The organism is [Clostridium] scindens ATCC 35704 (genome assembly GCF_004295125.1).
Lineage (GTDB): Bacteria > Bacillota > Clostridia > Lachnospirales > Lachnospiraceae > Clostridium_AP > Clostridium_AP scindens.
In genome coordinates this window covers 3390218-3413253 of record NZ_CP036170.1, presented here as the reverse complement: position 1 = coordinate 3413253, position 23036 = coordinate 3390218, and the positions used below count along the sequence as shown (strand labels likewise).

Here is a 23036-nt window from a genome sequence, read left to right as displayed (position 1 = left end):
ATGGCAACCAGCAAGGATGTAGCAAAATTAGCTAATGTATCAACAGCGACCGTTTCCCATGTGATCAATGGAACCAGGTACGTGTCTGAGGAAGTGAAAAACCGGGTCAAAGCGGCCATGGAGGAATTGGATTATATACCTAATCTGGCAGCATCTGCCCTTAAAACCAAAAAGACCAAGACAGTGGGCTTGCTGATACCGATTAATGCGGATGAAAGTTCCAATATTTTCTTTATGCAGATTGCACTTGGAATAGATGAGGTATTAAAAAAAAGAGGGTATTTTACTTTTTTAAGTAATACTCATGATAGTGTGGAGCAGGAAATCAATGAAATTCAGAATATGAAGAACCGCCAGATTGATGGTTTGATTATTGCTCCCAACCCTGTCGACAGCAGTCCTTTAGGAGAAGTGATCGACGGTATTGATACCGTTTTTATCGATCGGATTCCAGCCGGCCTTGAGAATCAGGACTGTGTCATCAGCGATGCAGTAACCGGCTCGAAGGAAGCGGTTCTGGATATGATTTCAAATGGTCACCGGCAGATTGGTCTGATCAGCGGCATTGTTGGTAATCAGTCAACCGCCGACAGCCGTTATAAAGGCTATCGGGAAGCGCTAAAAGAGGCCGGAATCAGCTATCAGAAAGAATGGGTGCAATTTGGCAATTCAACCGTAGCCGACGGTTATAAGATAACAAAAACCTTAATGGAAAACCATAAAGTAACAGCAATTTTTGTAACTTCAAATATTATGGGTGTGGGAGCCGTTCAGTATTTTAATGAGCATAAGATCAGAATCGGAAAAGACATAGAAATTACGTTGTTTGACGATTATGAGTGGATCAAAAGCGTTCCGGGCACAATGAAAGTAATCCGCCAGGAAGCTTGTGAGATGGGCAAGAAGGCGGCCGAGATTCTGGTCCGGAGAATGAATGAAAAGCAGAAAACCAAGAAAAAGAAAATACATAAACTCCCACTCCATCTGATTGAAAAGGAGTGAAAATATGAAAAAGATCTTGACATTAGTGTTAGCAGTGGCTCTCATGGCAGGCGCCATTTCCGGATGCGGGGAAAAAGCGGCATCTGACGATGATAAAAGCAATCAGGTTACCTTACAGTTTTGGGCTTTTCAGGTCGATAAAGAGAAAAGCTTTATGGAGAAATGTGTGGAAGATTTTAATGCTTCCCATGATGATATTCAGGTAGAGATTACCTTCCTGAATCAGTCTGATTATACAACCACTCTGATTCCAACAGCGTTTGCCAATGGCGAGGCACCGGATGTCATATTTGTGGAAGCGGCGGTAATGGACAAGTATGCCAGCCAGGGAATGCTGGGGGATCTGACATCTTACTATTCGGAAGAATTAAAAGCAGATATAATGCCATCGGCACTGGAGGCCGTCACCTATGATGGTAAGATCTTAGCATTGCCTTTTGATATGGAACTGGTAGGATTGTTCTATGATAAAGATGTGCTGGATGAGGCGGAAATTGAGGTGCCAAAGACCTGGGACGAGCTTTATGAAGCAGCGAAGAAACTGACAACTGATGACCGTTATGGTTTAGTTCTGCCGGTAGAAGCAGCACCTTATACCTTGTATAACTGGTGGCCGTTTGAGTGGATGAATGGCGGCCAGGTGCTGAGTGAGGATAAAATGCAGGCAGTATTTGATTCCAGGGAAAATGCCGAAGCACTGGATTACTGGGCAAAATTCTTTAATGACGGATTGTCTCCAAAGACCTTGAAGATTGGTCCGTGGGATATTGGCAATATCGGTACCGGCGCAGCAGCTATGCAGGTAGCCGGAACCTATGTTGTAAATGCAGCAGAAGAAACCTATGGCGATAAGAATATCCAGGTTGCCCCGCTCCCGACTCCGGAAGGAGAAGAGACGGCAACTTGTGCCGGCGGACAGAAGCTGGCCGTAACCAGTTCGTCAGAACATCAGGAAGAAGCAGCCGAATTTATCATGTGGATGTTTGGTTCTGATGACACGTCAAGATTGACTGAGTGGTGTACCCAGACAAAATTTGCTTATCCGACCAGACAGTCCGTTGTGGATGAGAATGAAGAGGTATTTTCGAAAGGACTCAGAGAAGTATTTACAAATGATATTTATCCGGTTGCAATACCCGAACCAAGCTATCCGGCTGAAGTTACACAGGCGGTTACCGATGCACTGCAGGCTGTTTGCTTTGGCAATGAAGCAGGCAGTGAAGCGGTGAAAACGGCAAATGAAAAAATTGCTGAGGTGCTTACGAATAATTAATGTAATTGACAGATGTGTGCTCTCTGAAATGAGCACACATCTTGAATAGGGGTGTTTATCGTGGAGATGAAACAAAATAGAAGAAAAAATGAGATTTTCACGGCCTATCTATTTGTTCTGCCAGATTTGATTGGTCTTTTGATTTTTGTTGTAGTGCCGATAATTTTTGCTGTATATATTAGCTTTCACCAGTGGAATCTGGTGTCAGATAAGGTGTTCATTGGCATTGATAATTATAAAAAGTTATTTTCCGATAAAGAGTGGTGGAATTCCCTTCTTAGGACATTTAAGTTTACATTGATATATGTTCCGACGTTATTTGTCCTGGCGCTGTTATTTGCCAATGCAATTAACTATTTAAAGGGAAAGCTGTTAGGATTTGTCCGCACGGCGTTTTTAATGCCGTACGCGATCACATCTGTAATTGCGGCGACTCTGTGGATGTTTTTATATGATGAGAAGAGAGGTTATATCAATGCCGTTCTGAATGTATTCGGAATCCCGGATTTGCAGTATCTGGGCGCGAAAAATCAAGCGATGATCGCGATTATTGTGGTCGTAGTCTGGATTAACCTGGGATACAATATGATTCTGTTTTTATCAGCGATGAAAGAGATTCCTTATGAATGCATTGAAGCGGCAAAGATTGACGGGGCCGGTAAATGGAAAACGTTTCGCCATATCACCTTCCCCTTGATTCAAAATACAAGTGTATTTATATTAATCACATCAACAATTGCATCGTTTCAGATGCTTGATCAAATTATGGTTATGACTCGGGGCGGTCCGGCAAAATCAACCGAAGTAGCAGTGCTTTACATTTATCAGCAGTCATTTGATTTCCTGAATATGGGGTATGCTTCAGCCTTATCGGTGGTATTGTTCCTGATATTACTGGTGTTCTCATTTGTACAGATGAAATTTATGATGAAAGACAACTAATACATAAGGAGACAAACACTATGAAGATAAAAAAAATAATGTCCCCGGTAATTTGGGTTTTGTTAAGCCTGATTATAATTTTCCCTATATATATTTTATTTATGAGTTCTTTTAAGGGTGAAAATGAGATCTTTGCAACTACACTAATTCCTAAGAACTTTACACTGGAAAATTTTATATTGGTATTTGAATCGGGTTTTTTGAATTCGATTAAGAATTCATTTATTGTTGCCACAAGCGTAACGGTGGTTGCACTAATCTTACACGCTATGGCGGGGTATGCACTGGCCAGAATGAACTTTCCCGGAAGGCAGCTGATATTCAGAACAATGATGGGAACATTGATGATTCCGTTTACCGTCATTATGGTTCCGCTCTTTATGATTACAAAGTCTTTTCACATGACGAATTCTTATTTGGGATTGATTATACCATCCTTATTTAATGCTTATGGTATTTTCATGTACTGTCAGTTTTACCGGGACTTCCCGGCCGAGCTTGAAGAGGCTGCTTATATGGAAGGCTGTTCCAGGGCTTCAGTATTTTTCAGGATTGTCCTGCCGTTATCAAAGCCGGTTATGATTCCATTAACAATCGCATTTTTTCTCGGTAACTGGAACAATTACTTGTGGCCGTTGATCGTCAATAAGAAAAAAGAGTTTGAGGTAGTACAGGTGGCTCTTGCTAATCTGGCCGGTTCCGGATATGCGACACCTTGGAATGTCCTGATTGCCTCGGCTGCGGTTGCCGCCCTGCCAACCTTCATTTTGTTTTTGATTTTGCAAAAGTATTTGGTTGAGGGTATTAAAATGAGCGGCATTAAATAAATAAAGATAGTGTTTCCCTCAATTTTGGCAGAAAGGACGGGATAAATGAAAATTGGTATTTATTGTTCCTATTGGGATAAAGAATGGGGCGGTGATCCGCTTCCCCTTATTAAAAAGGTAAGAGCGTTAGGGTTTGACGTACTGGAAGTAGCCTGTGCTAATTATGATCAGTTACCGGATAATTATTTTGATAAAATGAGAAAGGAAGCGGAAAAGTACGAGATTATATTAACCGGAGGTTACGGCCCAATCCCGGAGCACAATATTGCATCAAGAAATCCGGCAATTGTCAGAAATGGTTTTGATTTCTACAGCAACATTTTTCCTAAGATGCAGCGGGCAGGGATCAAGACCCTTGGTGGAGCACTCTATTCCTATTGGCCGGTGGATTTTTCCGGAGAAATAAATAAAGCGGCGGATACAAGCTTTAGTATCAGGAATATGAAACGTATTGCTGATTTGGCAGAAAGGTATAACATTACCTTGCTGATGGAGTCTTTGAGCCGTTTTGAAGGTTATATCATTAATACCGCCAAAGAAGCAGTTGATTATGTTAATGCTGTTAACAGGGAAAATGTAAAGGTGCTTCTTGACACCTTTCACATGAATATCGAAGAGGACAACATCCTTGATGCTATCAGAACCTGCGGAAGTTATTTGGGTGAATTACATGTGGGTGAGGCTAATCGCAGGCCGCCGCGGGAAGACGGTTTGCCCTGGGACAAGATTGTCAAAGTCTTAAAAGAAATCGCGTTTGACGGTAATATTGTTATGGAACCCTTTGTGAATCAAGGCGGTAAAGTGGGGCAGGACATTAAGGTCTGGCGCAATTTACTCGCTGATGATAAAGAAGAGACCCTAGATCAGGCAGCCGGCGCATCAGTTCAGTATCTAAAGAGACTTGTGGAGACGGTATAATGACAAGTTACTGGTTTCTGTATTGCAATGGTGTTACCCATATGATACAAAGAGATAGAAAAGGAAACCGGTCTCAATGCGTATACGCAGATGGATGAATTGGTGGAATCGACATCTCCGTGCGCCAGTGCTGGAGAATCATTCATACACGGAATCTTGTAGATGTTCTATAAATGTGCTAAACTATAGCAAATCAGAATATAAGGAGAAATATATATGCGTATTTGGAAAATAGTATTTTCGGTTCTGACAGTTGTTTTTGGTTCTATTGGATTGATGAAATTACTGCCTTATGATATAACGTTACCTATTATGTTTGTGTTTATGGGATTAGTTATGTCATTAAATGCGAAAGAATGCTATGATAAAAAATCGAAAACAGATGCTGCTATTTTTGGCGGAGTAGCAATTTTTGTTTATGCAGTCACAGCATTTAATTTGGTTAGCCGATTGCTATAATTCAAATTTGCGAGGGAAAATATATGATTAGAATAAGACCATATAAAGCTTCGGATGTAGATACGATATTATCGTGGTGTCAAGATGAAAAAGCATTTTATCAATGGACAGCAGGTGTACTTGGTAATTACCCAATAACACAAAATGAATTTTGCTTTGTTGAATCTCTAATGCCGTTTACTGCATTTGATGAAACTGGAATTGTTGGTTTTTTTACACTAAGGAATCCTGATGAATCTTTGGATGAATTACGCTTTGGATTTGTTATTATAAATCCTCACAAGAGAGGAAAAGGCTATGGAAAAGCTATGCTCCAGTTAGGTCTAAAATTTGCATTTGAAATATATGGAGCAAAAAAAGTATCATTGGGTGTTTTTGAGAATAATCTTCCAGCTTATTACTGTTATAAGGCAGTCGGTTTTAGCGACGTAGTTCTTGATACAACAGAAAGATATTGTATTCTGGGTGAGGAATGGAAGTGCAAAGAATTGATTATGGAAAATAGATAGATTCCAGTTTATAGATTTGAACAAATCGGTATTTAAGGAGTTGTTGAAATGGAGATTAGATACATCACCAAAGATGATAATCCTCTTGAAATAAGCAAAATATATGAAAGTAGTTGGAAATACGCATATAAAAACATTATTCCTCAAAACTATCTTAATAGTATTCCAACGGGGCAATGGGCTAATAGTATCAATAAAATTGGTATGAATAACCTTGTTCTGATAGAACATGGGCGTCTTATAGGTACTGCAAGTTTCTGTAAATCAAGATGGGAAAAATACAGCGAATATGGAGAAATCGTTTCCATATATTTTTTGCCTGATTACATTGGAAAAGGATACGGTAGGTTATTGCTTAACAAGTGTATTAAAGAATTAAAACAATGCGGATTTAGTAAAGTGCTTTTATGGGTTTTGGAGGATAATCATAGAGCAAGAAAATTTTATGAAAAAAACGGATTTATTTATTCAGAAGTATTTCGGGATGATAATATCGGTGGGAAAGATATAAGAGAGGTATTGTATTTCCTTGTATAGATAAATTCAAATTTGTGAGGATGAATGTGATGCGTGAATTGATGTTGGTTAGGCCATCTAAACTATATGCAAAACAAGTCATGTCATATAAAGAAGAAATGTTACAATGTGGAGATAGTTTTGATGGTTGTGCAGGTCTTGAAGATGTCCAATCATTTGATGAGTGGATTGACTTTGAGAGAAGATTAAGAGAAAAATATAAAAGCGGATATGTTCCATCAGAAGTGTTTTTAGCGGTAAGGCGAAAAGACGATTTTGTTGTTGGTATGATTGATTTTCGACACCCATTATCGGATTTTCTCAAAAATTTTGGGGGTAATATTGGATATAGTGTTCGTCCGTCAGAAAGACGAAAAGGTTATGCGTCTGAAATGCTGGGATTAGTTTTACCTTTTTGCCGTGCGTTTGGAGAAAGCAAGGTTTTAGTAACCTGCGATAAGCGAAATGTAGCTTCGCAAAGGACGATTATTAAAAACGGTGGAGTGATGGAAAATGAAATTGTTGATACAGTGGGATTAAGTAAAAGTGGCATTATTCAAAGATTTTGGATTTCAATATAGTGTCTTTCTCAACCATTTCCAGTTTGACATACTGGGAAATCGCAATTTAAAGGAGAAAATTATGAATATAGAACAATTTTGGAAAGCCGTTCTTGCCCAAGATGAAAGAGAAATTAGAAAATACTTTCATGCAGAAGCCTATGTAAATTGGCATTGCACCAACGAGCATTTTACGGTGGATGAATATATTGTTGCGAATTGTGAGTACCCCGGAGAATGGGACGGACTCGTTGAAAGAGTAGAAATTGTGAATGATTTAATTATTACAGTTGTTCGTATCTATCCCAAAGATAGAAGTATTTCTTTTCATGTGACTTCGTTTATTCAAACAAAAAACGATAAAATTACAGCAATGGACGAATATTATGCCGATGATGGAATGGCACCACAATGGAGATTGGATAAACGCATTGGGACACCTATCAAATAAATCCCAGTTTTTTCTGGAAGCCGGAGAATAGGGAACCCGGCTTCTTTTTCGTGTACGGGCAAAAAGAAAACCCTTCCCCCAAAAAGAGAGAAGGGCATTGCCGTTATTCTGTTACCGCCGGTATCTCCCCGACAAAGTTATAAATGATTTTGATTTCCTGAAATTTCTCCCCGTCAACCTTTTTCACCTCCCCCACCAGAATCCGGCTGATAAGGCGGTTTAAGATACCCTCGTCCAGTTCCCGGACTGCGGCGTACTGCCTGATTTCCCGGATAAAGGTGCGGACATCACTTTCCTGCTCGTTGGAGCGGCGCAGGGAGAGTGCCAGTTCTTTTAGCTGCTTCTGGTTTTCCTCCTGTTCCCGCTCCATTGCCGCCGTCAGCTTCACAAACCGCTGCTCGGACAGGATTCCCTTTGCCTTGTCGGTATACAGGTTCAGGAACATATCGTCAATCTCCCGGTTCCTTGCTTCCAGCCGCTCCCGTTCCTTCTCCATCTCCGAAGCGTCCGCCAGATACCGCCGCTCCATGCGGCTGCTGATCCGCTGGTAGAACGATTCCACGTCTTTCAACGCCATTGCCGCAAGTTCCTGAATATCCTTCAGCACAAGGTTGTACAAATCCCTCGCTTCCACCTTATGGCTGGTGCAGGAGTTCTTCCCAAGCCGGTTATACGTCTGGCAGATATAATACGCCTTGTCTATCGGCTCCCGTTCCTCGCCGGTAAAGCGGTTCTTCCCGGTTCTGCCCACCTTCTCATAGCGTACCTGCATGGACTTCCCACAGGTGGCACAGTAGATAATGCCGTGGAACAGGTTGTAGAAGGGGCAAGCGTTCCCCTCCATGATAGGCGGGCGGCGGTCAATCAGTTCCTGCACCTTTTCCCAGTCCTCCGGGCTTACGATAGCTTCATGGCAGCCCTCAAGCACTTCCCATTCCTCACGGGGAATGATGTCATAGGTGTTGGAGCGGATTCCTTTCTGGTGCGTCCGGCAGACTAAATGCGCCCCCTTATAAAATGGGTTCCGCAGGATATGGCTAATCCGTGCGCTCCCCCATGAGTAATAATTCACGTCACATTCCGTATTGCCCTTTACCCGTGTGATGGGGATTTTATCCTCCATAAGCTGTTTGGCAATCCGCATACACCCCCAGCCGTTTAAGGCAAGGTCATAGATTTTACGGATAGTCGGCGCAGTGTCCGGGTCAAGGATAAGGTGTCCCTTTTCCTCCGGGTCACGCATCAGGCCAAGGGGCGGCTGCCCGCCGCAAAACTTCCCCTGACGGGAGCGTGTCATGCGCCCGGCAAGCACTTTCTTTGAAATATCCCGGCTGTACATATCATTCAGGATATTTTTGAACGGCGTAATATCCATTTCCTGCCTTGTCAGGCTGTCCACGCCGTCCGTGACCGCTATATACCTTACATTGTGTTTTGGGAAAAAGATTTCGATATAACTGCCCGCTTCAATATAGTTCCTCCCAAGCCTTGAAAGGTCTTTGGTTATCACGCAGCCCACCTTCCCAGCTTCAATGTCGGCAATCAGACGCTTAAACGAAGGGCGGTTGAAATTCCTTCCCGTATACCCGTCGTCCACGTAATACTCGTACCGGGGCATACCGTTCTTTTCAGCGTAATCTTTGAGCAAAAGTTTCTGGTTCGAGATACTCATACTCTCATTCTGGCTGCCGTCATCAAGGGAAATCCTGCAATAGAGGGCGGTTATTTTCTGATTCGATAGGTTATTTTTCCTGCTCATAGGGTTCTCCTTCTATGAACAGGGACACGATACCATGATAATACCATGCCCCCGCCATTTGTTCAACTGTTTTCTGCAAGATTCCCGGTTTTTCTCCGGTTTCCGCCCTTTAGCTGGCCTGCCGTTTCTGCCATTCCTCGAACCGCTCACAGGTCTGCCGCTCGATAAGCTGCTCAAAAGCTTCCTGCATGGTCTGGCTGCCCGCAAACTCACGGGACACGATAAACTGCACCTTTTTCTTTTTGTTCCGGCTCTGCGCCGGGCGGTCTGCTTGTTTTGCCATAGGCATTTACCTCCATAAAGATACCCGGACGGCTCCGTCCGGGCGTGTGTCGTGTGCTGCCGGGCAGGTGGGAGCCTGACAACGGGGTCTGACAACGGACGTTAAAAAACCCCGCACACAAAACCCGGCTTCCCGTTTCCTGTCCTGATTGATTTTCTTTCTATTTTTCCGTTGCTTTCGTTGTCAGGAAAAGAAAAAGCCCGGAAATACGGCATTTGCAGGCTCTCTTCCCGGCAACGGGCTTGACAACGGGAGGGGCAACCAGTCGGCAACCGGCTATGGCTTTTCTCCTTCCAGCCATTCCTCCGGCAGCCCAAGCTGGACGGCTTCCCCTTCGGGCAAAGGCTGGAAACCCGATTTCCCATGCCCTCCGTTGTCAGGCGGCTCTGCCCGTTCCCAGCCCTTCTGCCGGTTATAGGGCGGCGGGAAATGCCGTGGATTCTCAAAGGCTTTCCAGCCCGCCGCATAATTCTTCATGATGGAGTTAATATCACGAATGTCATACTGCTTCGGTTCCTCATAATCCGGGTGCCCCAGCCCTTCATGGTAGATTTGCAGGGAGCATACCATCTTCCCGCCGTACTCGTCCAAGAAGTTCAGAATCCGGGTGGCGAGGGTGTCCTCTGGCATGAATGACCGTTGGTGTTCTTTCAGATACCGCTCCATTGCCGGGCTTAATTTCAACTTTACATCCCCTTTCCGGTAAACCTCCATGACCTCCGCCCACATCTGCCCGATATAGGCTCTGGAAGCGGCTTCATCTTCCAGAATGTGAACCTCCGCCGCTTCCGCCTGCACCTGCACCGGCAGGAAACGCCGGTTCCCGGTGCGGTCAAGGGGCAGGAAGTCCAGCGTGTTGGAAGTCCCGGCAAACACGCACTGCCGCTTGTGGTCTTTTGGGTGGACTTCATAGGGGGCTTTGTAGGTTTCCTTCTGGCGGCTCAAAAAGGACTTAATATCCTCAATGCTCTTTGCGTTCGCCGTGGCAATCATTTCCGACATTTCGATAATCCAATGCCCTTGCAGCTTCCGGTATACGTTATCATCGTCTAACTTCCGCAGGTCATCAGAAAACCACTCATCACGGACAGCAAGGAACCGGAAGAAGGTGGACTTCCCGGCTCCCTGACCGCCCACCAGACAGAGCATGACCTCAAACTTTGTCCCCGGCTTGAATACCCGTGCCACCGCCCCCAGCATGAACAGCAGGAGGACTTCGTAATTGTAATCGCTCACCTCCGCACCGAGGAAATGGCGCAGGGCATAGCGCACCCGCTCCGTCCCGTCCCATTGCAGGCTGTTCAGGTAATCACGGACAGGGTGATACCGGTATTCATTGGCGGCTACCTTGATAGCCCCCTCAATCCGCTTCTCTGATGTCAGCCCGTAGTGTTCCTCCAAATACAGAACTAAATATTGAATATCCACGTCCGTCAGCCGGTTCCCGTCCCGATACCAGCCAAGGGGCTTCACAATGTCAACCCGGTCAGTCAGGAGGTTGCTGCTGAACGCCCCTCGAAGCAGCGGGTCATGCAGGAACACCGCCCTGTAATTCCCCGGCGTGTTGGCGGTCTGCCCCTTCTGGGTGGTTTCCAGCATCTGCCGGACTTCCCCCACCGTCTTTTCACCGTCCATGCTGTCTACGGCTGTTCCCACGGCTTGCCTGACCTCTGGCGGCAAACTTTGATACCCTCCGCTCAATCCGTTCCACCTCCTTCCCATGCCCCGTGATGACTGCGGCTTTTTCCTCCTTTGTCCCGGTCAGCAGCGTGTCTAAAAGATAACCCACATACTCCCGTTTCTGCATGGCTTCCACGAACAGCGGGTTCCACCCGTCCCCCGGCGATTTCGGCGCATATGCCGTTTCCCACCGCTCCAACAGATGGAGATAATCACTAAGCACCCGGAAGCATTTCCGCTCCGCCTGCAAGAACCGCAGTTCTGCCGACACGCTCCGTCTTGCCGGTTTTGAAAAAGCCCGCCCCCGGCTGTCATAAGAAATGCCAAAATCCGAAGCCAGCTTTTTCGCCGCTTCCAGACCGGGCAGCCCGTAAAGCCTTGCCACAAAGTCAATCACGTCCCCGTCCGCCTGGCAGCCGAAACAGTGGAAGCGGTTATCAAAATGTTTTGATAAGCGTTATTATGCAAACTTAAATAAAATCCAAACTTTTATCTGCAAACAGTGAAACAACAGTATTGCTTGCATCAAAAAGTTTGGATTTATTTTTAGCCCCTGCGCCTTATCCCGCAGAAATCAATCAAAGAGCCGTCCGGATTCTTCCATTTAGGAAGCACATTTTTGTCATTTTCGTTTTCTAAAGTTGCTATCGCTCTTGCCTCATCCGCTGTCGTGATGTCCAGGTATTTCATTGTAGTTTCGAGCCGCTCGTGTCCGAGAAGGAATGAGATCTGCAGCACATTCATCCCGTCCTCTAGCCAATGGGATGCCTTTGCATGGCGAAGTTGATGTGCATGCAGCCCCAGTGGGACATCCTTACAGGCTTCATGGGCAGTCCTGGCGTGTTTTTTCAGAATCCTGGCCACGGCTGGCTGCGTCATTTTCCCATAGTGTTGGGCGGCGAATTGAGGGAGACACAAACAGCAAATTATTTTTCCAACTTTTCTCCCGTAGACTGCGCAGTGCCTTCTGCAAATGCATAATGCTGTCGAAAATGTTGCACACTGCCGGTATTGATTTTTCCTTTGAAACGCAAAAGGCCATAGATCCTGTCGTAAGATCCACGGCCACAAGATGCATATAGGTGGTTCATTGTTTGTCAGCCAGAGTCGGGAGATAAGCCAAGCCAGAGGCAACCGTAACTGCATCTACCTTCCGCATCAGACTGCTGAGCCGCCCCTCATTCCAAAAAATATCAGAAAAATCAGACAGTTCACATCCTACATCATGGTTCGGGATACAAAGGTAATTCCCATATTTATGCTGCCCGGCCAGGATGTGGAAGTAAGTCCCCCGCCCATTGATCTCTGCTTCATACCACCCAGGCCGCCACCGTAATAAGAGGATCTTTCCTGTCCAGATTTCCCTGCGGGGACCATCCCTGAGGATACAGTTATATTCCATAAGCAGCACCTCCCTACCCAAGATTCTGGCTGCTGACGGAGGCTAGTATCACTTCTGTGTCGATCATCTTCTTCTCCATCTGTGCGCCAAGGGTGAGAGCGTTAGTCATGAGGTTGTCCACCAGCCTGGGACTTCCCTGGGAGTGGCTGTGGACCGCGGAAAGGGCGGCCTGCTCTATGATGGAGGAAGAGCCTCCCGCACAGGTGATCTTATGGAGCACGTACTGCGCCACCTCCGAATCAGAGAGACCGGAGAAGTTGTAGTGCACAGTGATCCTCTGCCGCAGGGCTTCATGAACGGGCTTGCGCAGGGTATTGTTAAGATGGGGTTCCCCGCACAGGATGAGCGTGAAGCAGTTCAGGGAGTCATAGCCGTAGTTCATGAGCATTTTGATGTCCTCCAGGATGCCTGTGGATAGGTACTGGGCCTCATCAACGGCCAGGAGGAGGGGCTGCTTCTTATCCTTGTAAAGGTAGAGGATCTGCTCCTGTATGGCGCGGAACATCCCGGGCTTACCGCCCCTTGGCTCCACCCCCAGGACGGAGCAGAGCTGGCGGTAGAACTCCATGACGCTTACGGTGGAGAGGCAGATGTACTCCATGTGGTAGAGGTTGGGGTTGAGTCCTTTTGCAAAACAGCGCAGGGCGAAGGACTTGCCCATGCCGGGGCGTGCCGTGAACAGGCCGATGCCCCTGGTATCTTTTAAGTAGTCCAGCCGGGAGAGCATCTCAGAAATGTCCTTAGAAAGGAAACGGTCTTTCTCCCGGGCCATTTGTTTATCAAAAGGATTGAAAGATAATCCATAGTAAGAACGGAACATCAACAGCCACCCCCTAACTTTGAGTAGTCAATGCCTGGTGCGTTATTGCGCTTGGTCCTGCAGTTTTCGTTCTTATCCGTAGGCCGGATGGGGTAATGCTCCCCTTCGTAAAGGATGAAGGCGGAGGACATGTCATCCGGAAGGAACCGGATCTCCACTTTTGATGAGATGAACTGCATGGGGACGTCGTAGGCCACCCTGTCGATGGAGACGGTAGAATCCTTGTTCACCTTCCTTGTAATACGGTTCAGGAAGCATTCCTCCAGCCATTCCCTGGACTTAGGCCTGCGGATGGAAGAACGGGTCTGCTGGTAGCGCGCAAGGGGTGTAGTGCCGATGCCGGAATGGACGGAAGTGTTGTAGGAGCGCATGTAATCCTTAAGGAGCCCGTTGAACTGCGCCAGGGAGGTGATGGAATCCATATCCAGGGTATAGAGCCAGGTTTCCTTGAGTGTCCTGAACTGGCGTTCTATCTTGGCTTTGGAGGCACCGTCCCGTACTTTTGTATGTAAAAGGACGGTGCCGATGGAACCGCAGATCAGGGAGAGCTGCGCACCCACGTAGCTGCAACCGTTGTCGACATAGAGCTTAGACGGGATCCCGTGAGCGGCCACGGCATCCTTGAGCACCTTCTGGAAGTTGTAGGCCGTATCATTATAGAAGAGTCCGCCGCCCACCAGGAAACGGGAATGGTCATCAATGACCAGGATGCAGTAGACCCTCCTGCGCTGGCCGTTTTCCGTGATATAAGGAAGGTAACAGGTATCCGCCTGCCACATTTTCCCAAAGGCATCTTCCTCGAAGGCCTTCCTGTCCCTCAGGTTTGGGTTGGATGCCGATTTCAGGTCATGCTTCTTCACAAAACGCTGGACTGCGCAGACGCTGACGGAAGCAGGGATGAAGGCTTCTTCCACAAGATGTTTGTGGATCTGGGTGGAATTCAGTCTTGGGAAAGCCGCCTTGAGCCGGCAGATTTCTTCGATGGCGGTATCTGGCAGCACCCGGGTGGCACCCTTATCGGAGCGCTCCCGGGGCATAAGTGCGTCGATGCCGCCGTTCTGGTAAAGGGATACCCACTTGCTGATGGTTTTGGGGCTATAGCGGAACACAGAACCATCCGGCAGGGTGAGAGGGTTCTCGGTGATACGCTGGTAGTAGGCGTTCCTGGACGCATCTGGGTAAAGGTCATGGATGACCGGTGCAATGAGCGCGAGCCGGAACTGTGCCATGGCGGCTGCATCCGAAAGGTTCTTTTGATTGTTGTCCATAAAAATATCCTCCTTAGGTTGTTTTGCACCATTATGAGGGAGGTGGGGAAAGGAAGCCATACCTATGGCGTGTGGTTGAGGGAAAGCATTTCACGGGCCGAATACCTGCTGGCAGTAAGGCGCCGGATTCCTATGGGACTGGAGGAAGGATTTCGCAAAGCGGCGGACAAAGGCGGAAGCAAAATCAGAATAGGCGGGTTGGATGGACAGAGCCTTCAGGAAAGAAAGGGCGGATATCTCCACGGAAGAGAGGATGCCCAGCCATTCCACCTTCTGCACACGGAAAAGATCCAGCCATCGGCGCAGCTGGGAAAGAGAGATGGAGAAGCGCTCGCAGAGTCTCTCCACGGTAGACAGGTGCAGGAAATACTCCGCCAGGACACGCAGGAGAAAGAACAGGCCATAGCCGGAGTAGGGGATGATGAAGTCCGGAAGGATGGCATGGGTATGGCCGCAGGTACAGATAAGGCGCAGAATGCAGAGGCTGTGGCGGACAGGGGTGCCACCCACGAAGTCCACCAGAGAACGGCCATAGTAGGCATGGATCCGGCAGCTTCCCTTAGCCCCACAACAGGGACAGGTCTGCAGCTCAGGGCAGAATCCCTCCATGAAAGAATCAAACAGGACTTTAGATGAAGTTTTTATACGAATCAGCTTGCAAAACAGGGAGTTTTCTCTTATCATAGTATATGTCGGTAGTGCCGGAGTCACAAGAGTGGGACATGATCCCGTATATGGCAGGCACACTGGTGTATGAGAGAAAGAACGAACTGTAGGGGTGCTGTTCTTTCTCTTTTTTTCGTTCCATAAAAACTATATCGGAACAGCATGGAATGGTCAAGAGGAAAACGTGCTGCTTCCTACAGCACATTCTTATAGACGTTATTTGGGACTTGAGATTTTAATTTGACGTTTTTGTGCGGGAGATTTGAACTTTAGTTTGCGGGACGACACCCATAGATTCCTGTGTTGCGCGAGAAGAAAACATATGCCTCAGGATCTGGGGAAACACCATGGAATTCTTTCTGGTAGCGTTCAAGATGTGCGACAACCTTGGGGAGCAGATACAGTGTCCGTACCTTGTCCCCTTTCCCGGTTATCGTCGCATATGGTTTTTCGGCAGCCAGGTGGAGCTGGCCGTTCTTCATGCCAAGGACCTCGTCCAGCCTTGCTGCTGTGCTGTATAAAAGGATTATTAGGGCCATGTCCCTCCTCCCAGTCCTTTTGGATGCGTCGGGGGCTTCCATGAGGGCCTGTGCCGCCTCCCTGCTCATCCCCCTGACCTGCTTCCTCACGCATTTCATACGGGGTATGCCGGCTGCTTCATGGCAGAGGACAAGCAGCGATACATCCCGGCTCCCCATGTATTTCAGAAACGTCCTTATCGATGCCAGCCTGCTGTTGCAACTCTGCGGGCTGCAGTTCCGTATGTTCCGGAGCCATTCCAGCCACTCTTCGATGACCGTGCGCCGGAAGCAGCTGCCCCCAAGATCCCCGCCGCAGACTTTTTTCTCCGTTTCCAAGAATTTCATGTACAGGACAAGTGCGTCTTCGTAGGAGCGCAGAGTGTGTCCGCTCCCTGTCTTGTGGGTGGGCGCATATACGTTTAAAAAGTCATGCACATACCCTGAGATTTTTATGCTCTCCTTAGTTGGTTTCTTCATAATCAGGCACCTCCGGTATCATCCGCTCCGAACTTGCGCCGGTTTTCTCATCAAGCACCTGGGCGAGGGCGGGAACAATGGAATAATAGTATCTTGTGCTTTCAAGTTTCGAGTGCCCCATGCTTTTGCTGAGGCACACCAGCCTGTCATGGAACCCAAACCCCTGTCCGACCCAGCGGTTGATGTTCGTTATGGCATAATTGTGGCGGAGGTCATATGGTGTGGCGTGTGATGAAGGGTTCGCTGTTTCCCACAGCTGGCTGAATGTCCTTGTCACCCATCCGCAGTTGTAATGCCCGTTCCGCGATGACGGGAAGAAATATTCTCTCCCGGGCATGATTGCCTCGATGGCGGCGTCATATCTCCTTATGAGTTCCAGCATGGAGCTGTGAAGTACGGCATAATGCTGGTTATAGCCTTTGGACTGCCGGATGTCCAGCACCCCGTCTGACAGGCTGACATCGCCGCGCCTGAGCAGCCTCGCCTCGTTCGTGCGGATGCCGCTGCTGTAGAGGAGCCTGAAGAACACAGGGATAGTCAGCTTCCTCACTTGGGAGTTTTTCCGGTTGTATGCCTTTACACTGTCGCACTCCCAGAAAAATCTTGCCAGTTCTTCTTCCGTGAAAGCGTGCGGCACATAGCTGCGCCTGCTGTGCCTGGGCGACTCCGGGGGCTGGACGCACGAGAGCCCGCGCATGTTCAGGAACAATAAAAAACTGCGGACAGGCCCTGTCCTTGTGCCGCATGAAGAACTGTTTTCCGTGTCCCGCTTACGGCACCAGCCATCGGCCATCTCCTGTGTCAGGGCATCCGCCCCGGGGTAATTCTCATGGCAGTAGCGGTCAAAATACGCCAGGTTTTTTTCGGACGAACCGCTCCAGCATTGTGATGCCTGCCTGTAGCGGATGAACTGGCGGATCTGCGGTGCAAGAAAAGAACGGAATTCCCTCATATCGGAAACACCCCCTTTGCGACAGGGAATGTTTCTATGCCCAGTGCGCATTCCTTCAGATGCACAAAATCGGCGCTCAGGTATGTCTCCAGTGACTGCGGGGATGAGTGTCCGAGCGTCTTGGATATCACCGGCTGCTGCACGCCGTTTTCGAGCATGGACGAAGCCGCGTTGTGCCTGAAGATGTGCGTCCCCTTCCTTTCCCCGGGCGACTGCCTTATCCCTGCCATCCTGAAAACTTTTGCCACGATGTTCTCTATGCTGTTGTCTGCAAGCGGGGAGAACGGCCATGTTTCGGAGAGGAACAGCCGCCGGCTTTCCGTATCCGGGCGTTCCTGCGTCAGGTAATCAAAAATGGCATTCCCAATGACCGGGGTGAGCGGGAGTTCCAGCGGAAGGCCTGTCTTCTTCTGGCAGATGCAGACCGTTGCGGTTTCCCAGTCGATGGAATCCAGGGTGAGGCATGCAATGTCGCTGCTCCTGATCCCTGTAAGGATGAGGAGCAGCATGACGGCCCTGTTGCGCATCGAGAGGGGCTGCTGTTCAATTGCCGTGCGCACTGCGCTTACTTCCTCCTTTGTGAGGTACTGTATGTTTCTGCGCCTTTTCTTTAGGGCAGGGAGATAACCGAGGAGCCTGCGGCACTGTGGGCCCTTCCACTCCAGACATGCCTTTAACACAGCTGCAACATTATTTTTGTAAGAGGAACTCCTGATCAGCTCCCCGTCCTCTGAAATGAAGAAGGACAGCACCGCATCCTCCGTTATGTTGTCAAGGCAGGAAGTTCCCTGTTCCTGCAAGTGGTGCAGAAAAGTTGCAGCGTTGTGGGACTGCCCATTTATTGTTGCATCTTTCTTCCCGCGCTGCCTTTCGTGCTGCCGGTAGTAGTCGATAAGCTCCTTGAACTCGGGTATCAGCAAGTGGTAAGAACCTCTCTCAAACAGCGTGTGGCGGTGCCTCGCATCGGGCATGCGCCCATATATGTCGAACTGCTCAATCGCACCGATGACTGTCCGCATTTGCCTGAGGTAATTCGCGGATCCGGATCTTTTTTCATAATCCAGATAAATGTCCGTATAAGACGTCCAACGGTTCTGACCGGGTTCTGACAATATGCGGCTGATCGCCAGACGGAATCTCTGGACATAGGCTTCCGCATAGCCATTGGATTCCATGAAGGAAAGCAGCTCTCCATGATGTTCCTGTAAGTTTTGTAAGTTCATGATGACCTCCTTTGGATTTGATAAGGTTATCATGCACCAAAAAATAATATCCAAACATAAAAAAGGATATTTATTGTAAATTCATCGTTTTTCTCAAATGGTTTGGATTTTATTTAAGTTTGCATAAAACCGCTTATCCACCTTCAAGCTGGGATTCCTGTCATCATGGAAAGGGCAGCACGCCATGCCGTTCCGGTTCACCCGGATGCCGTACATTTCCGCCGCCTGCCTTGCCGTTACATTTTCCTTTACTGCTTCAAATACATTCATACCGTCCCTTCCCGGAAATAAAAAAGCATCTGCCATTTCCACAGCGGAAAGCAAATGCTTCAAATCTCCATATCTTTTTTTGTTGCTGCCCTTACGTTCCTGCGCTCCATGCGCTCCCGGTTCACCCGGTCAGCTTCTATTTTCCCCCTTGCGAGCCTGTCCTTCATGGATTCCCTTGCCTTCTCTTTAATCTGCTCCTTGTTTGCACGGCTCACCTCCGGCTTTTGGAGCGCAGACTGGACTTTCCTTAACACTTTCTGCGCCGCATTTTTAATCTGCTCCTGAACCGTACACAGGCACTTCACGGCGAAATCCCTTTTCTCCTGCGGGGCTTTCCGTTCCGGCGAAGCCAGCCACTTTTTGTAATCCTCCACCGCCCGGATGTCCTCCTTCTGCGTTTCCGCCCGGACGGTATCCGCCACAACTTCGCAGGCTTTCTCATAAGCCGTGTCCGCCACTTCCTCCACCAGCGATTCCATGTCTGCAATCTTCATGGTGACAGTGGCAAGTGCCGCCTGCTTTTCCGAAAGTTCCCGCCCTTTTTCCGCAATCAGCCCCTCCTGCTTTTCCAGTTCCTTTTCTTTTTCTGAAACGGCTTTTGCGGCTTTATCAAACTTCTTTTCCTGCTCCGCTATGGCTACGGTGTTTTTCGTCAAGGCTTCCCCCTGTGCGGAGAGTATTTTCTTCTGTTTTTCAATGATGAAGTCCTGCTTTTCCAGATAATCCCGCCCGCCGTAGGACGGCTCTGCCTGCAAGTGAAGGTTATGTGCGGCGCAGATACGGAAAAGCATCTTCCGGCACTCCGCATCAAAAGTCTGCTTGCGGTTGTTGTTCCTTCCCTTTTTCTTATCCGGTTCAGGGAGCGGCACTCCCAGTTCTTCCAACGCCTTTTCCTGCTGGGGGCATAACTCCCCATACCGGTTTTTGCAATCGAATACATGGCGCTCATGGATATGCGGTGTCCCCTCGTCCAGATGGAGCGCCCAGTCCAGAAGATGCACGTGGGAACCAAAACGCCGGTCAAACTCTGCATAAAACTCATTCACAATCTGGAACAAGGTTTCCGGCGGGACGGATTCCTCCACCGTCCCAATCTGGTAAATGCTTTCCTCCGGGCAGGTCTTATTGTTCTTTAACAAATCCCCCACCGTGCGGTTGCGTTCCGTGTGCCGGTTCTTCTCATTCCTTGCGTTCTGGGCTTCAATGAAATCCGAATAATTCTCGGTGTAATAAGCCAGTTCTATCTGCTCAAAGCTGAAATCCGGCTGGGAAGAATCCTCCCGGCTCCCGGCGGTGGTATAGCCCCGGTAGCAGTCCCAGTATACATTTTTCTTTGCCCGCTCCGAATCAATATGACCGCTGTTTTCCACGTCAAAGCGGCGGTCATTGTGGCGTGGGTTGTACGTGCCGTTTTTGCCGGAGCGTCCGTTGTGCCGTGTCAGTTTCAATCCAAAATCCCCCTTTCCTTTTTACCGATTCCCGGGCTGGCGGGAGGGCTGCGAAGCCGCCGAACCTGCGGGGCTTGCGTCAGGTAATACCCAGTACGAATTGGCGCAAGCGCCAACTCTAGCTGGGCAAGGCGTTTCACCCTTGACCCGATAAGGACTGCCGCCCTTAACCCGCCAATGGGCGTTGCCCCTTGACCCCAACAGGGCTGCTGCGCCCCTGTACCCCGCATAAAAGGTTGCCGCCAACGTGAGTGCGCTGCGCCCGCCCACGTCAAAGACGGCTCCCTTTTTCCGTATCAGAAAATCAGAACGCGCCGCGCTCGTTCTGATTTCCTACAGAAACCGCAGCCATTCCCCATGACAGCCGGAAAAACACGCCCAAAACAGGCATTTCCGCCGTCCGGGGCTTCCCTGATGTCTGATACCTCTACCGTGAACCACGGGGAAAATACCGGCTCCGCACCCGTTGTTTTGACCGTAAAACGCCCCCAAATCAGGCAATATCCTTCCCGCCCGGCATGGACTTGAAGCCGTGTTCTTTGGCATATGCCCTCGCCGCCGCCCGCCGTTCCTCACTGTAAGGCGGAACCAGCCGGATAGACAGCCGGGACTTATCCAGAACATAGGTCACGCTCCCTTCCGGCGTGGACTTCTCCAAACGGCACAGGAGCGGATATTTTTTGCTGAACTCCGCCAGCCGCCGTTTCAAGTCCGCATTGAAGGTATAGACGCTTGCTTCCTTCTCACCCTCGTTGAAATTTACGATAGTTTCCTTTTCATACTTAGACGGCTTTCCCATAAAATTCCTCCCAGTCTGTGCTTTTTTCCACCATGCGGATATGCTTCTTTGCTTCAAAATATCCCTCCATTTCCAAACGAAGATGATGGTAAAAGCAGGGATACCATTCACCGGCTCCACCATCATCCAGCTTCCTTGCCAGGCACAGCACCCGGCGTTTCACCTTTTCATCCACCGTCAGGGCAGTGACCCATTTCAGCCTGCGGACTGTATTCTCATGGCTCCTGCACCCAAAGGCATATAAAATCTTCTTTTCCTCAATGTTTAACTTCATGTTCCTTCCTCCATAATTGATATTTTGTTTTCCTGCCGTTTTGCCTGCAATCCGTTCCTGCCCGGAATCACCCCAGCGTTTTCCGTTCCTTTGGTATGCTCCTGTCATGGCACTACTTCTCCGGGAACGGTATCACTTGCAGCCGGTCATTCTGTTTTCAATGTCCCTGTGACACTGAAATCTTATCAAAATAAACCGGCTTCCCCCGTATGTCCGAAAGGCTGGAAAATTTCCCAAAAGCGCAAAATTTCCACGCTTTCGGAAATGCCCTGTGCTATAATGGTCACGAACCCTATTTTGAGAGGAGGGGCGCAATGTATATAAAACTGACGCTTCAGGAGAAATTGAAAGACGAGAGAACCAACCGCCATATGACGCTTGCGGAACTGGAAAAGGCAACAGGCATAGCAAGAGCCACGCTGGGAAAATATGAATCCGACAAATGCACGGATATAAGCCCGTTCAACCTCGCAAAGCTGGCGGAATACTACGGCCTTTCCATGGATTACCTCATGGGGCTGACCGAAAACAAGAACCACCCGAACACCGCCCTGCATGAGCTGCACTTGAATGATTCCACGGTTGATTTGTTAAAAAGCGGCGCACTCAACAACCGGCTTCTCTGCGAGTTTGTCTGCCATCCGGGATTTTTGCGCCTGCTGACGGATATGGAAGTCTGCATTGACCGGATTGCGGATATGCGTATCCATGACATGAACTTAGTTCTGGAAAAAGCAAGGCAGTCCGTCATGGAACAGCGGCAGCCCCCTGAAAACGACCTCTATATGCGTACTTTAGAATTAGGGCAGGTCAGCGAGGAACTGTTTTTCAGCCATGTTATCCATGATGACCTTGACCGGATTGTAAAAGACCTCCGCACCCGGCACGAATCCGACAAGACCACTGCCGAGCCGGAAACCCCCGCAGCGGATTTTGCCAGAAACATTCCGGTGATACTGCTGGACGCCCTCATGCACAAAGGCACGGCGGACGAAAAACGGGCGTTTACTATCTGCCGGGTGTTCGGCATTGACTATATGGGCCTCCCGGAAGAGGAACGTGCCACCCTTGCCCGTGTGTTTAAAAAATCCCCCCTGCTCCCCGTAGCTTCCAGCCAGCGTGGAAAATCAAAGCTGCTGTCCCTGTTTGGGAAGAAAAAGACGAAAGAATGACGCAAAAAGGGCTGCCATTCCCGTAAAATCCGGTTAGCAGTCCTCTTTACTGTATCGTGTGTCCCATGTTCAATTTTCCGGCTTTAGAGCCGCTTTTTCCAGACAGGAGCCAGCCGCATTATACATAGACCAGTTCCGCATAGATAATTTCCTCCGCCCGGCTGCGGATAGAATTGCAGCGGCGCACCCATTCAAGCTGGTCATCCGCTTTCAATTTCTCCGTCACGCCCTCGGCGGCTTTCATCTGCTCCATGATAAGGTCAAGCCGCTCCTGTGCCTGCTCGTCCACGTCGGCAAGGTGCGTCCAGAGTTTCCCGGACAACAGCAGGCTGCAATAAAGGGCGGGGCGGGCTTCTTCCAGATAGGCTTTACGCCTGCGCCCCCAATGCCCGATTGGGCGGGATTCCTCCGTCAGCCGCAGGGCGGGAATGTAATAATCACCCACAAGAACGTAGTCAAGACCGTTGGTATCGTCATGGATTCTTTCTGGCAGTTCTTTCATTTGTGACCTCCTGTATTCAGTTTTCCAGAATCCAGTTGTTCGTGTCCCTGTTCATGTGAATTT

At 48.6% G+C, this 23036-nt stretch carries 27 protein-coding genes and 1 pseudogene; 11 read left to right on the top strand and 17 right to left on the bottom strand.

What is annotated here, in order from left to right; all coding sequences use genetic code 11:
- From HDCHBGLK_RS17505 to HDCHBGLK_RS17460, 10 genes are all read left to right on the top strand, one after another.
- Complete coding sequence (locus tag HDCHBGLK_RS17505; RefSeq protein WP_130574630.1) at nucleotides 1-1002, top strand: LacI family DNA-binding transcriptional regulator; 1002 nt, start codon at nucleotides 1-3, stop codon at nucleotides 1000-1002.
- 4 nt (nucleotides 1003-1006) lie between these two features.
- Nucleotides 1007-2275 (top strand): ABC transporter substrate-binding protein, encoded by a 1269-nt coding sequence (locus tag HDCHBGLK_RS17500; protein ID WP_004604833.1) that lies wholly within the window; start codon nucleotides 1007-1009, stop codon nucleotides 2273-2275.
- A 66-nt stretch (nucleotides 2276-2341) separates the two neighbouring features.
- The gene (locus HDCHBGLK_RS17495) at nucleotides 2342-3217 is read left to right on the top strand and encodes a carbohydrate ABC transporter permease (RefSeq protein WP_004604834.1); all 876 of its coding nucleotides are present in this window, start codon (nucleotides 2342-2344) and stop codon (nucleotides 3215-3217) included.
- A gap of 20 nt (nucleotides 3218-3237) precedes the next feature.
- Nucleotides 3238-4044, top strand: coding sequence for a carbohydrate ABC transporter permease (locus tag HDCHBGLK_RS17490; RefSeq protein ID WP_004604835.1), 807 nt, complete (start codon nucleotides 3238-3240; stop codon nucleotides 4042-4044).
- 45 nt (nucleotides 4045-4089) lie between these two features.
- Nucleotides 4090-4962: a D-psicose 3-epimerase gene (locus HDCHBGLK_RS17485; RefSeq protein ID WP_004604836.1), complete on the top strand. Its 873-nt coding sequence runs from the start codon at nucleotides 4090-4092 to the stop codon at nucleotides 4960-4962.
- 216 nt (nucleotides 4963-5178) lie between these two features.
- On the top strand, nucleotides 5179-5421 hold the full coding sequence (locus HDCHBGLK_RS17480; protein WP_004604838.1) for a hypothetical protein: 243 nt from the start codon (nucleotides 5179-5181) through the stop codon (nucleotides 5419-5421).
- 23 nt (nucleotides 5422-5444) lie between these two features.
- Nucleotides 5445-5930: a GNAT family N-acetyltransferase gene (locus tag HDCHBGLK_RS17475; RefSeq protein WP_004604839.1), complete on the top strand. Its 486-nt coding sequence runs from the start codon at nucleotides 5445-5447 to the stop codon at nucleotides 5928-5930.
- A 48-nt stretch (nucleotides 5931-5978) separates the two neighbouring features.
- Nucleotides 5979-6467, top strand: a complete 489-nt coding sequence (locus HDCHBGLK_RS17470; RefSeq protein ID WP_016284635.1) for a GNAT family N-acetyltransferase — start codon at nucleotides 5979-5981, stop codon at nucleotides 6465-6467.
- A gap of 29 nt (nucleotides 6468-6496) precedes the next feature.
- On the top strand, nucleotides 6497-7027 hold the full coding sequence (locus tag HDCHBGLK_RS17465; RefSeq protein WP_016284634.1) for a GNAT family N-acetyltransferase: 531 nt from the start codon (nucleotides 6497-6499) through the stop codon (nucleotides 7025-7027).
- Between the two features lie 61 nt (nucleotides 7028-7088).
- On the top strand, nucleotides 7089-7457 hold the full coding sequence (locus tag HDCHBGLK_RS17460; protein WP_016286587.1) for a hypothetical protein: 369 nt from the start codon (nucleotides 7089-7091) through the stop codon (nucleotides 7455-7457).
- A gap of 103 nt (nucleotides 7458-7560) precedes the next feature.
- On the opposite strand, the gene HDCHBGLK_RS17455 is transcribed toward HDCHBGLK_RS17460, so the two are convergent.
- The 16 genes and pseudogenes from HDCHBGLK_RS17455 to HDCHBGLK_RS17380 all read right to left on the bottom strand — a co-directional run bounded on the left by HDCHBGLK_RS17455 (nucleotide 7561) and on the right by HDCHBGLK_RS17380 (nucleotide 21407).
- Nucleotides 7561-9216 (bottom strand): recombinase family protein, encoded by a 1656-nt coding sequence (locus HDCHBGLK_RS17455; protein WP_004604843.1) that lies wholly within the window; start codon nucleotides 9214-9216, stop codon nucleotides 7561-7563.
- 109 nt (nucleotides 9217-9325) lie between these two features.
- Nucleotides 9326-9499 carry a hypothetical protein gene (locus HDCHBGLK_RS19075; RefSeq protein ID WP_016286585.1) on the bottom strand — a complete coding sequence of 58 codons (174 nt, stop codon included), beginning with the start codon at nucleotides 9497-9499 and terminating at the stop codon, nucleotides 9326-9328.
- A 276-nt stretch (nucleotides 9500-9775) separates the two neighbouring features.
- Complete coding sequence (locus tag HDCHBGLK_RS17450) at nucleotides 9776-11134, bottom strand: virulence-associated E family protein (RefSeq protein ID WP_004604845.1); 1359 nt, start codon at nucleotides 11132-11134, stop codon at nucleotides 9776-9778.
- Entirely contained in the window at nucleotides 11124-11576 is a 453-nt protein-coding gene (locus HDCHBGLK_RS17445) for a hypothetical protein (protein WP_004604846.1), read from the bottom strand. Before HDCHBGLK_RS17445 ends, HDCHBGLK_RS17450 begins: the two co-directional genes overlap by 11 nt.
- Nucleotides 11577-11725: 149 nt before the next feature.
- Nucleotides 11726-12058 (bottom strand): tyrosine-type recombinase/integrase, encoded by a 333-nt coding sequence (locus tag HDCHBGLK_RS20130; RefSeq protein WP_202976906.1) that lies wholly within the window; start codon nucleotides 12056-12058, stop codon nucleotides 11726-11728.
- Nucleotides 12059-12266: 208 nt separating this feature from the next.
- A complete protein-coding gene (locus tag HDCHBGLK_RS17435) occupies nucleotides 12267-12581 on the bottom strand; it encodes a DUF6618 family protein (RefSeq protein WP_004604849.1) in 315 nt (104 codons plus the stop codon).
- Nucleotides 12582-12594: 13 nt separating this feature from the next.
- Nucleotides 12595-13401 carry an ExeA family protein gene (locus HDCHBGLK_RS17430; RefSeq protein WP_004604850.1) on the bottom strand — a complete coding sequence of 269 codons (807 nt, stop codon included), beginning with the start codon at nucleotides 13399-13401 and terminating at the stop codon, nucleotides 12595-12597.
- The gene (locus HDCHBGLK_RS17425) at nucleotides 13401-14669 is read right to left on the bottom strand and encodes a DDE-type integrase/transposase/recombinase (RefSeq protein ID WP_039909679.1); all 1269 of its coding nucleotides are present in this window, start codon (nucleotides 14667-14669) and stop codon (nucleotides 13401-13403) included. Before HDCHBGLK_RS17425 ends, HDCHBGLK_RS17430 begins: the two co-directional genes overlap by 1 nt.
- A gap of 90 nt (nucleotides 14670-14759) precedes the next feature.
- Nucleotides 14760-15278, bottom strand: a complete 519-nt coding sequence (locus HDCHBGLK_RS20225) for a DUF6431 domain-containing protein (RefSeq protein WP_290452057.1) — start codon at nucleotides 15276-15278, stop codon at nucleotides 14760-14762.
- A gap of 326 nt (nucleotides 15279-15604) precedes the next feature.
- Entirely contained in the window at nucleotides 15605-16333 is a 729-nt protein-coding gene (locus HDCHBGLK_RS17410; protein WP_004605033.1) for a tyrosine-type recombinase/integrase, read from the bottom strand.
- Entirely contained in the window at nucleotides 16317-17285 is a 969-nt protein-coding gene (locus tag HDCHBGLK_RS17405; protein WP_004605034.1) for a tyrosine-type recombinase/integrase, read from the bottom strand. Before HDCHBGLK_RS17405 ends, HDCHBGLK_RS17410 begins: the two co-directional genes overlap by 17 nt.
- The gene (locus HDCHBGLK_RS17400) at nucleotides 17282-18508 is read right to left on the bottom strand and encodes a tyrosine-type recombinase/integrase (protein ID WP_039909252.1); all 1227 of its coding nucleotides are present in this window, start codon (nucleotides 18506-18508) and stop codon (nucleotides 17282-17284) included. The genes HDCHBGLK_RS17405 and HDCHBGLK_RS17400 overlap by 4 nt, the downstream gene beginning before the upstream one ends.
- Before the next feature lie 123 nt (nucleotides 18509-18631).
- Nucleotides 18632-18778: pseudogene (locus HDCHBGLK_RS17395) on the bottom strand (CHC2 zinc finger domain-containing protein); the annotation flags it as partial.
- 59 nt (nucleotides 18779-18837) lie between these two features.
- Entirely contained in the window at nucleotides 18838-20226 is a 1389-nt protein-coding gene (locus tag HDCHBGLK_RS17390; RefSeq protein WP_039909254.1) for a hypothetical protein, read from the bottom strand.
- 493 nt (nucleotides 20227-20719) lie between these two features.
- On the bottom strand, nucleotides 20720-21025 hold the full coding sequence (locus HDCHBGLK_RS17385) for a hypothetical protein (RefSeq protein ID WP_004605039.1): 306 nt from the start codon (nucleotides 21023-21025) through the stop codon (nucleotides 20720-20722).
- On the bottom strand, nucleotides 21009-21407 hold the full coding sequence (locus tag HDCHBGLK_RS17380; protein ID WP_004605040.1) for a hypothetical protein: 399 nt from the start codon (nucleotides 21405-21407) through the stop codon (nucleotides 21009-21011). Before HDCHBGLK_RS17380 ends, HDCHBGLK_RS17385 begins: the two co-directional genes overlap by 17 nt.
- Nucleotides 21408-21613: 206 nt before the next feature.
- Between HDCHBGLK_RS17380 and HDCHBGLK_RS17375 the strand changes: the two genes are divergently transcribed.
- Nucleotides 21614-22471, top strand: a complete 858-nt coding sequence (locus tag HDCHBGLK_RS17375; protein WP_039909255.1) for a helix-turn-helix domain-containing protein — start codon at nucleotides 21614-21616, stop codon at nucleotides 22469-22471.
- Between the two features lie 118 nt (nucleotides 22472-22589).
- Here the strand turns inward: HDCHBGLK_RS17375 and HDCHBGLK_RS17370 are convergent, their stop codons facing one another.
- Nucleotides 22590-22973 (bottom strand): TnpV protein, encoded by a 384-nt coding sequence (locus tag HDCHBGLK_RS17370; protein ID WP_004605042.1) that lies wholly within the window; start codon nucleotides 22971-22973, stop codon nucleotides 22590-22592.
- Nucleotides 22974-23036 lie beyond the last annotated feature (63 nt).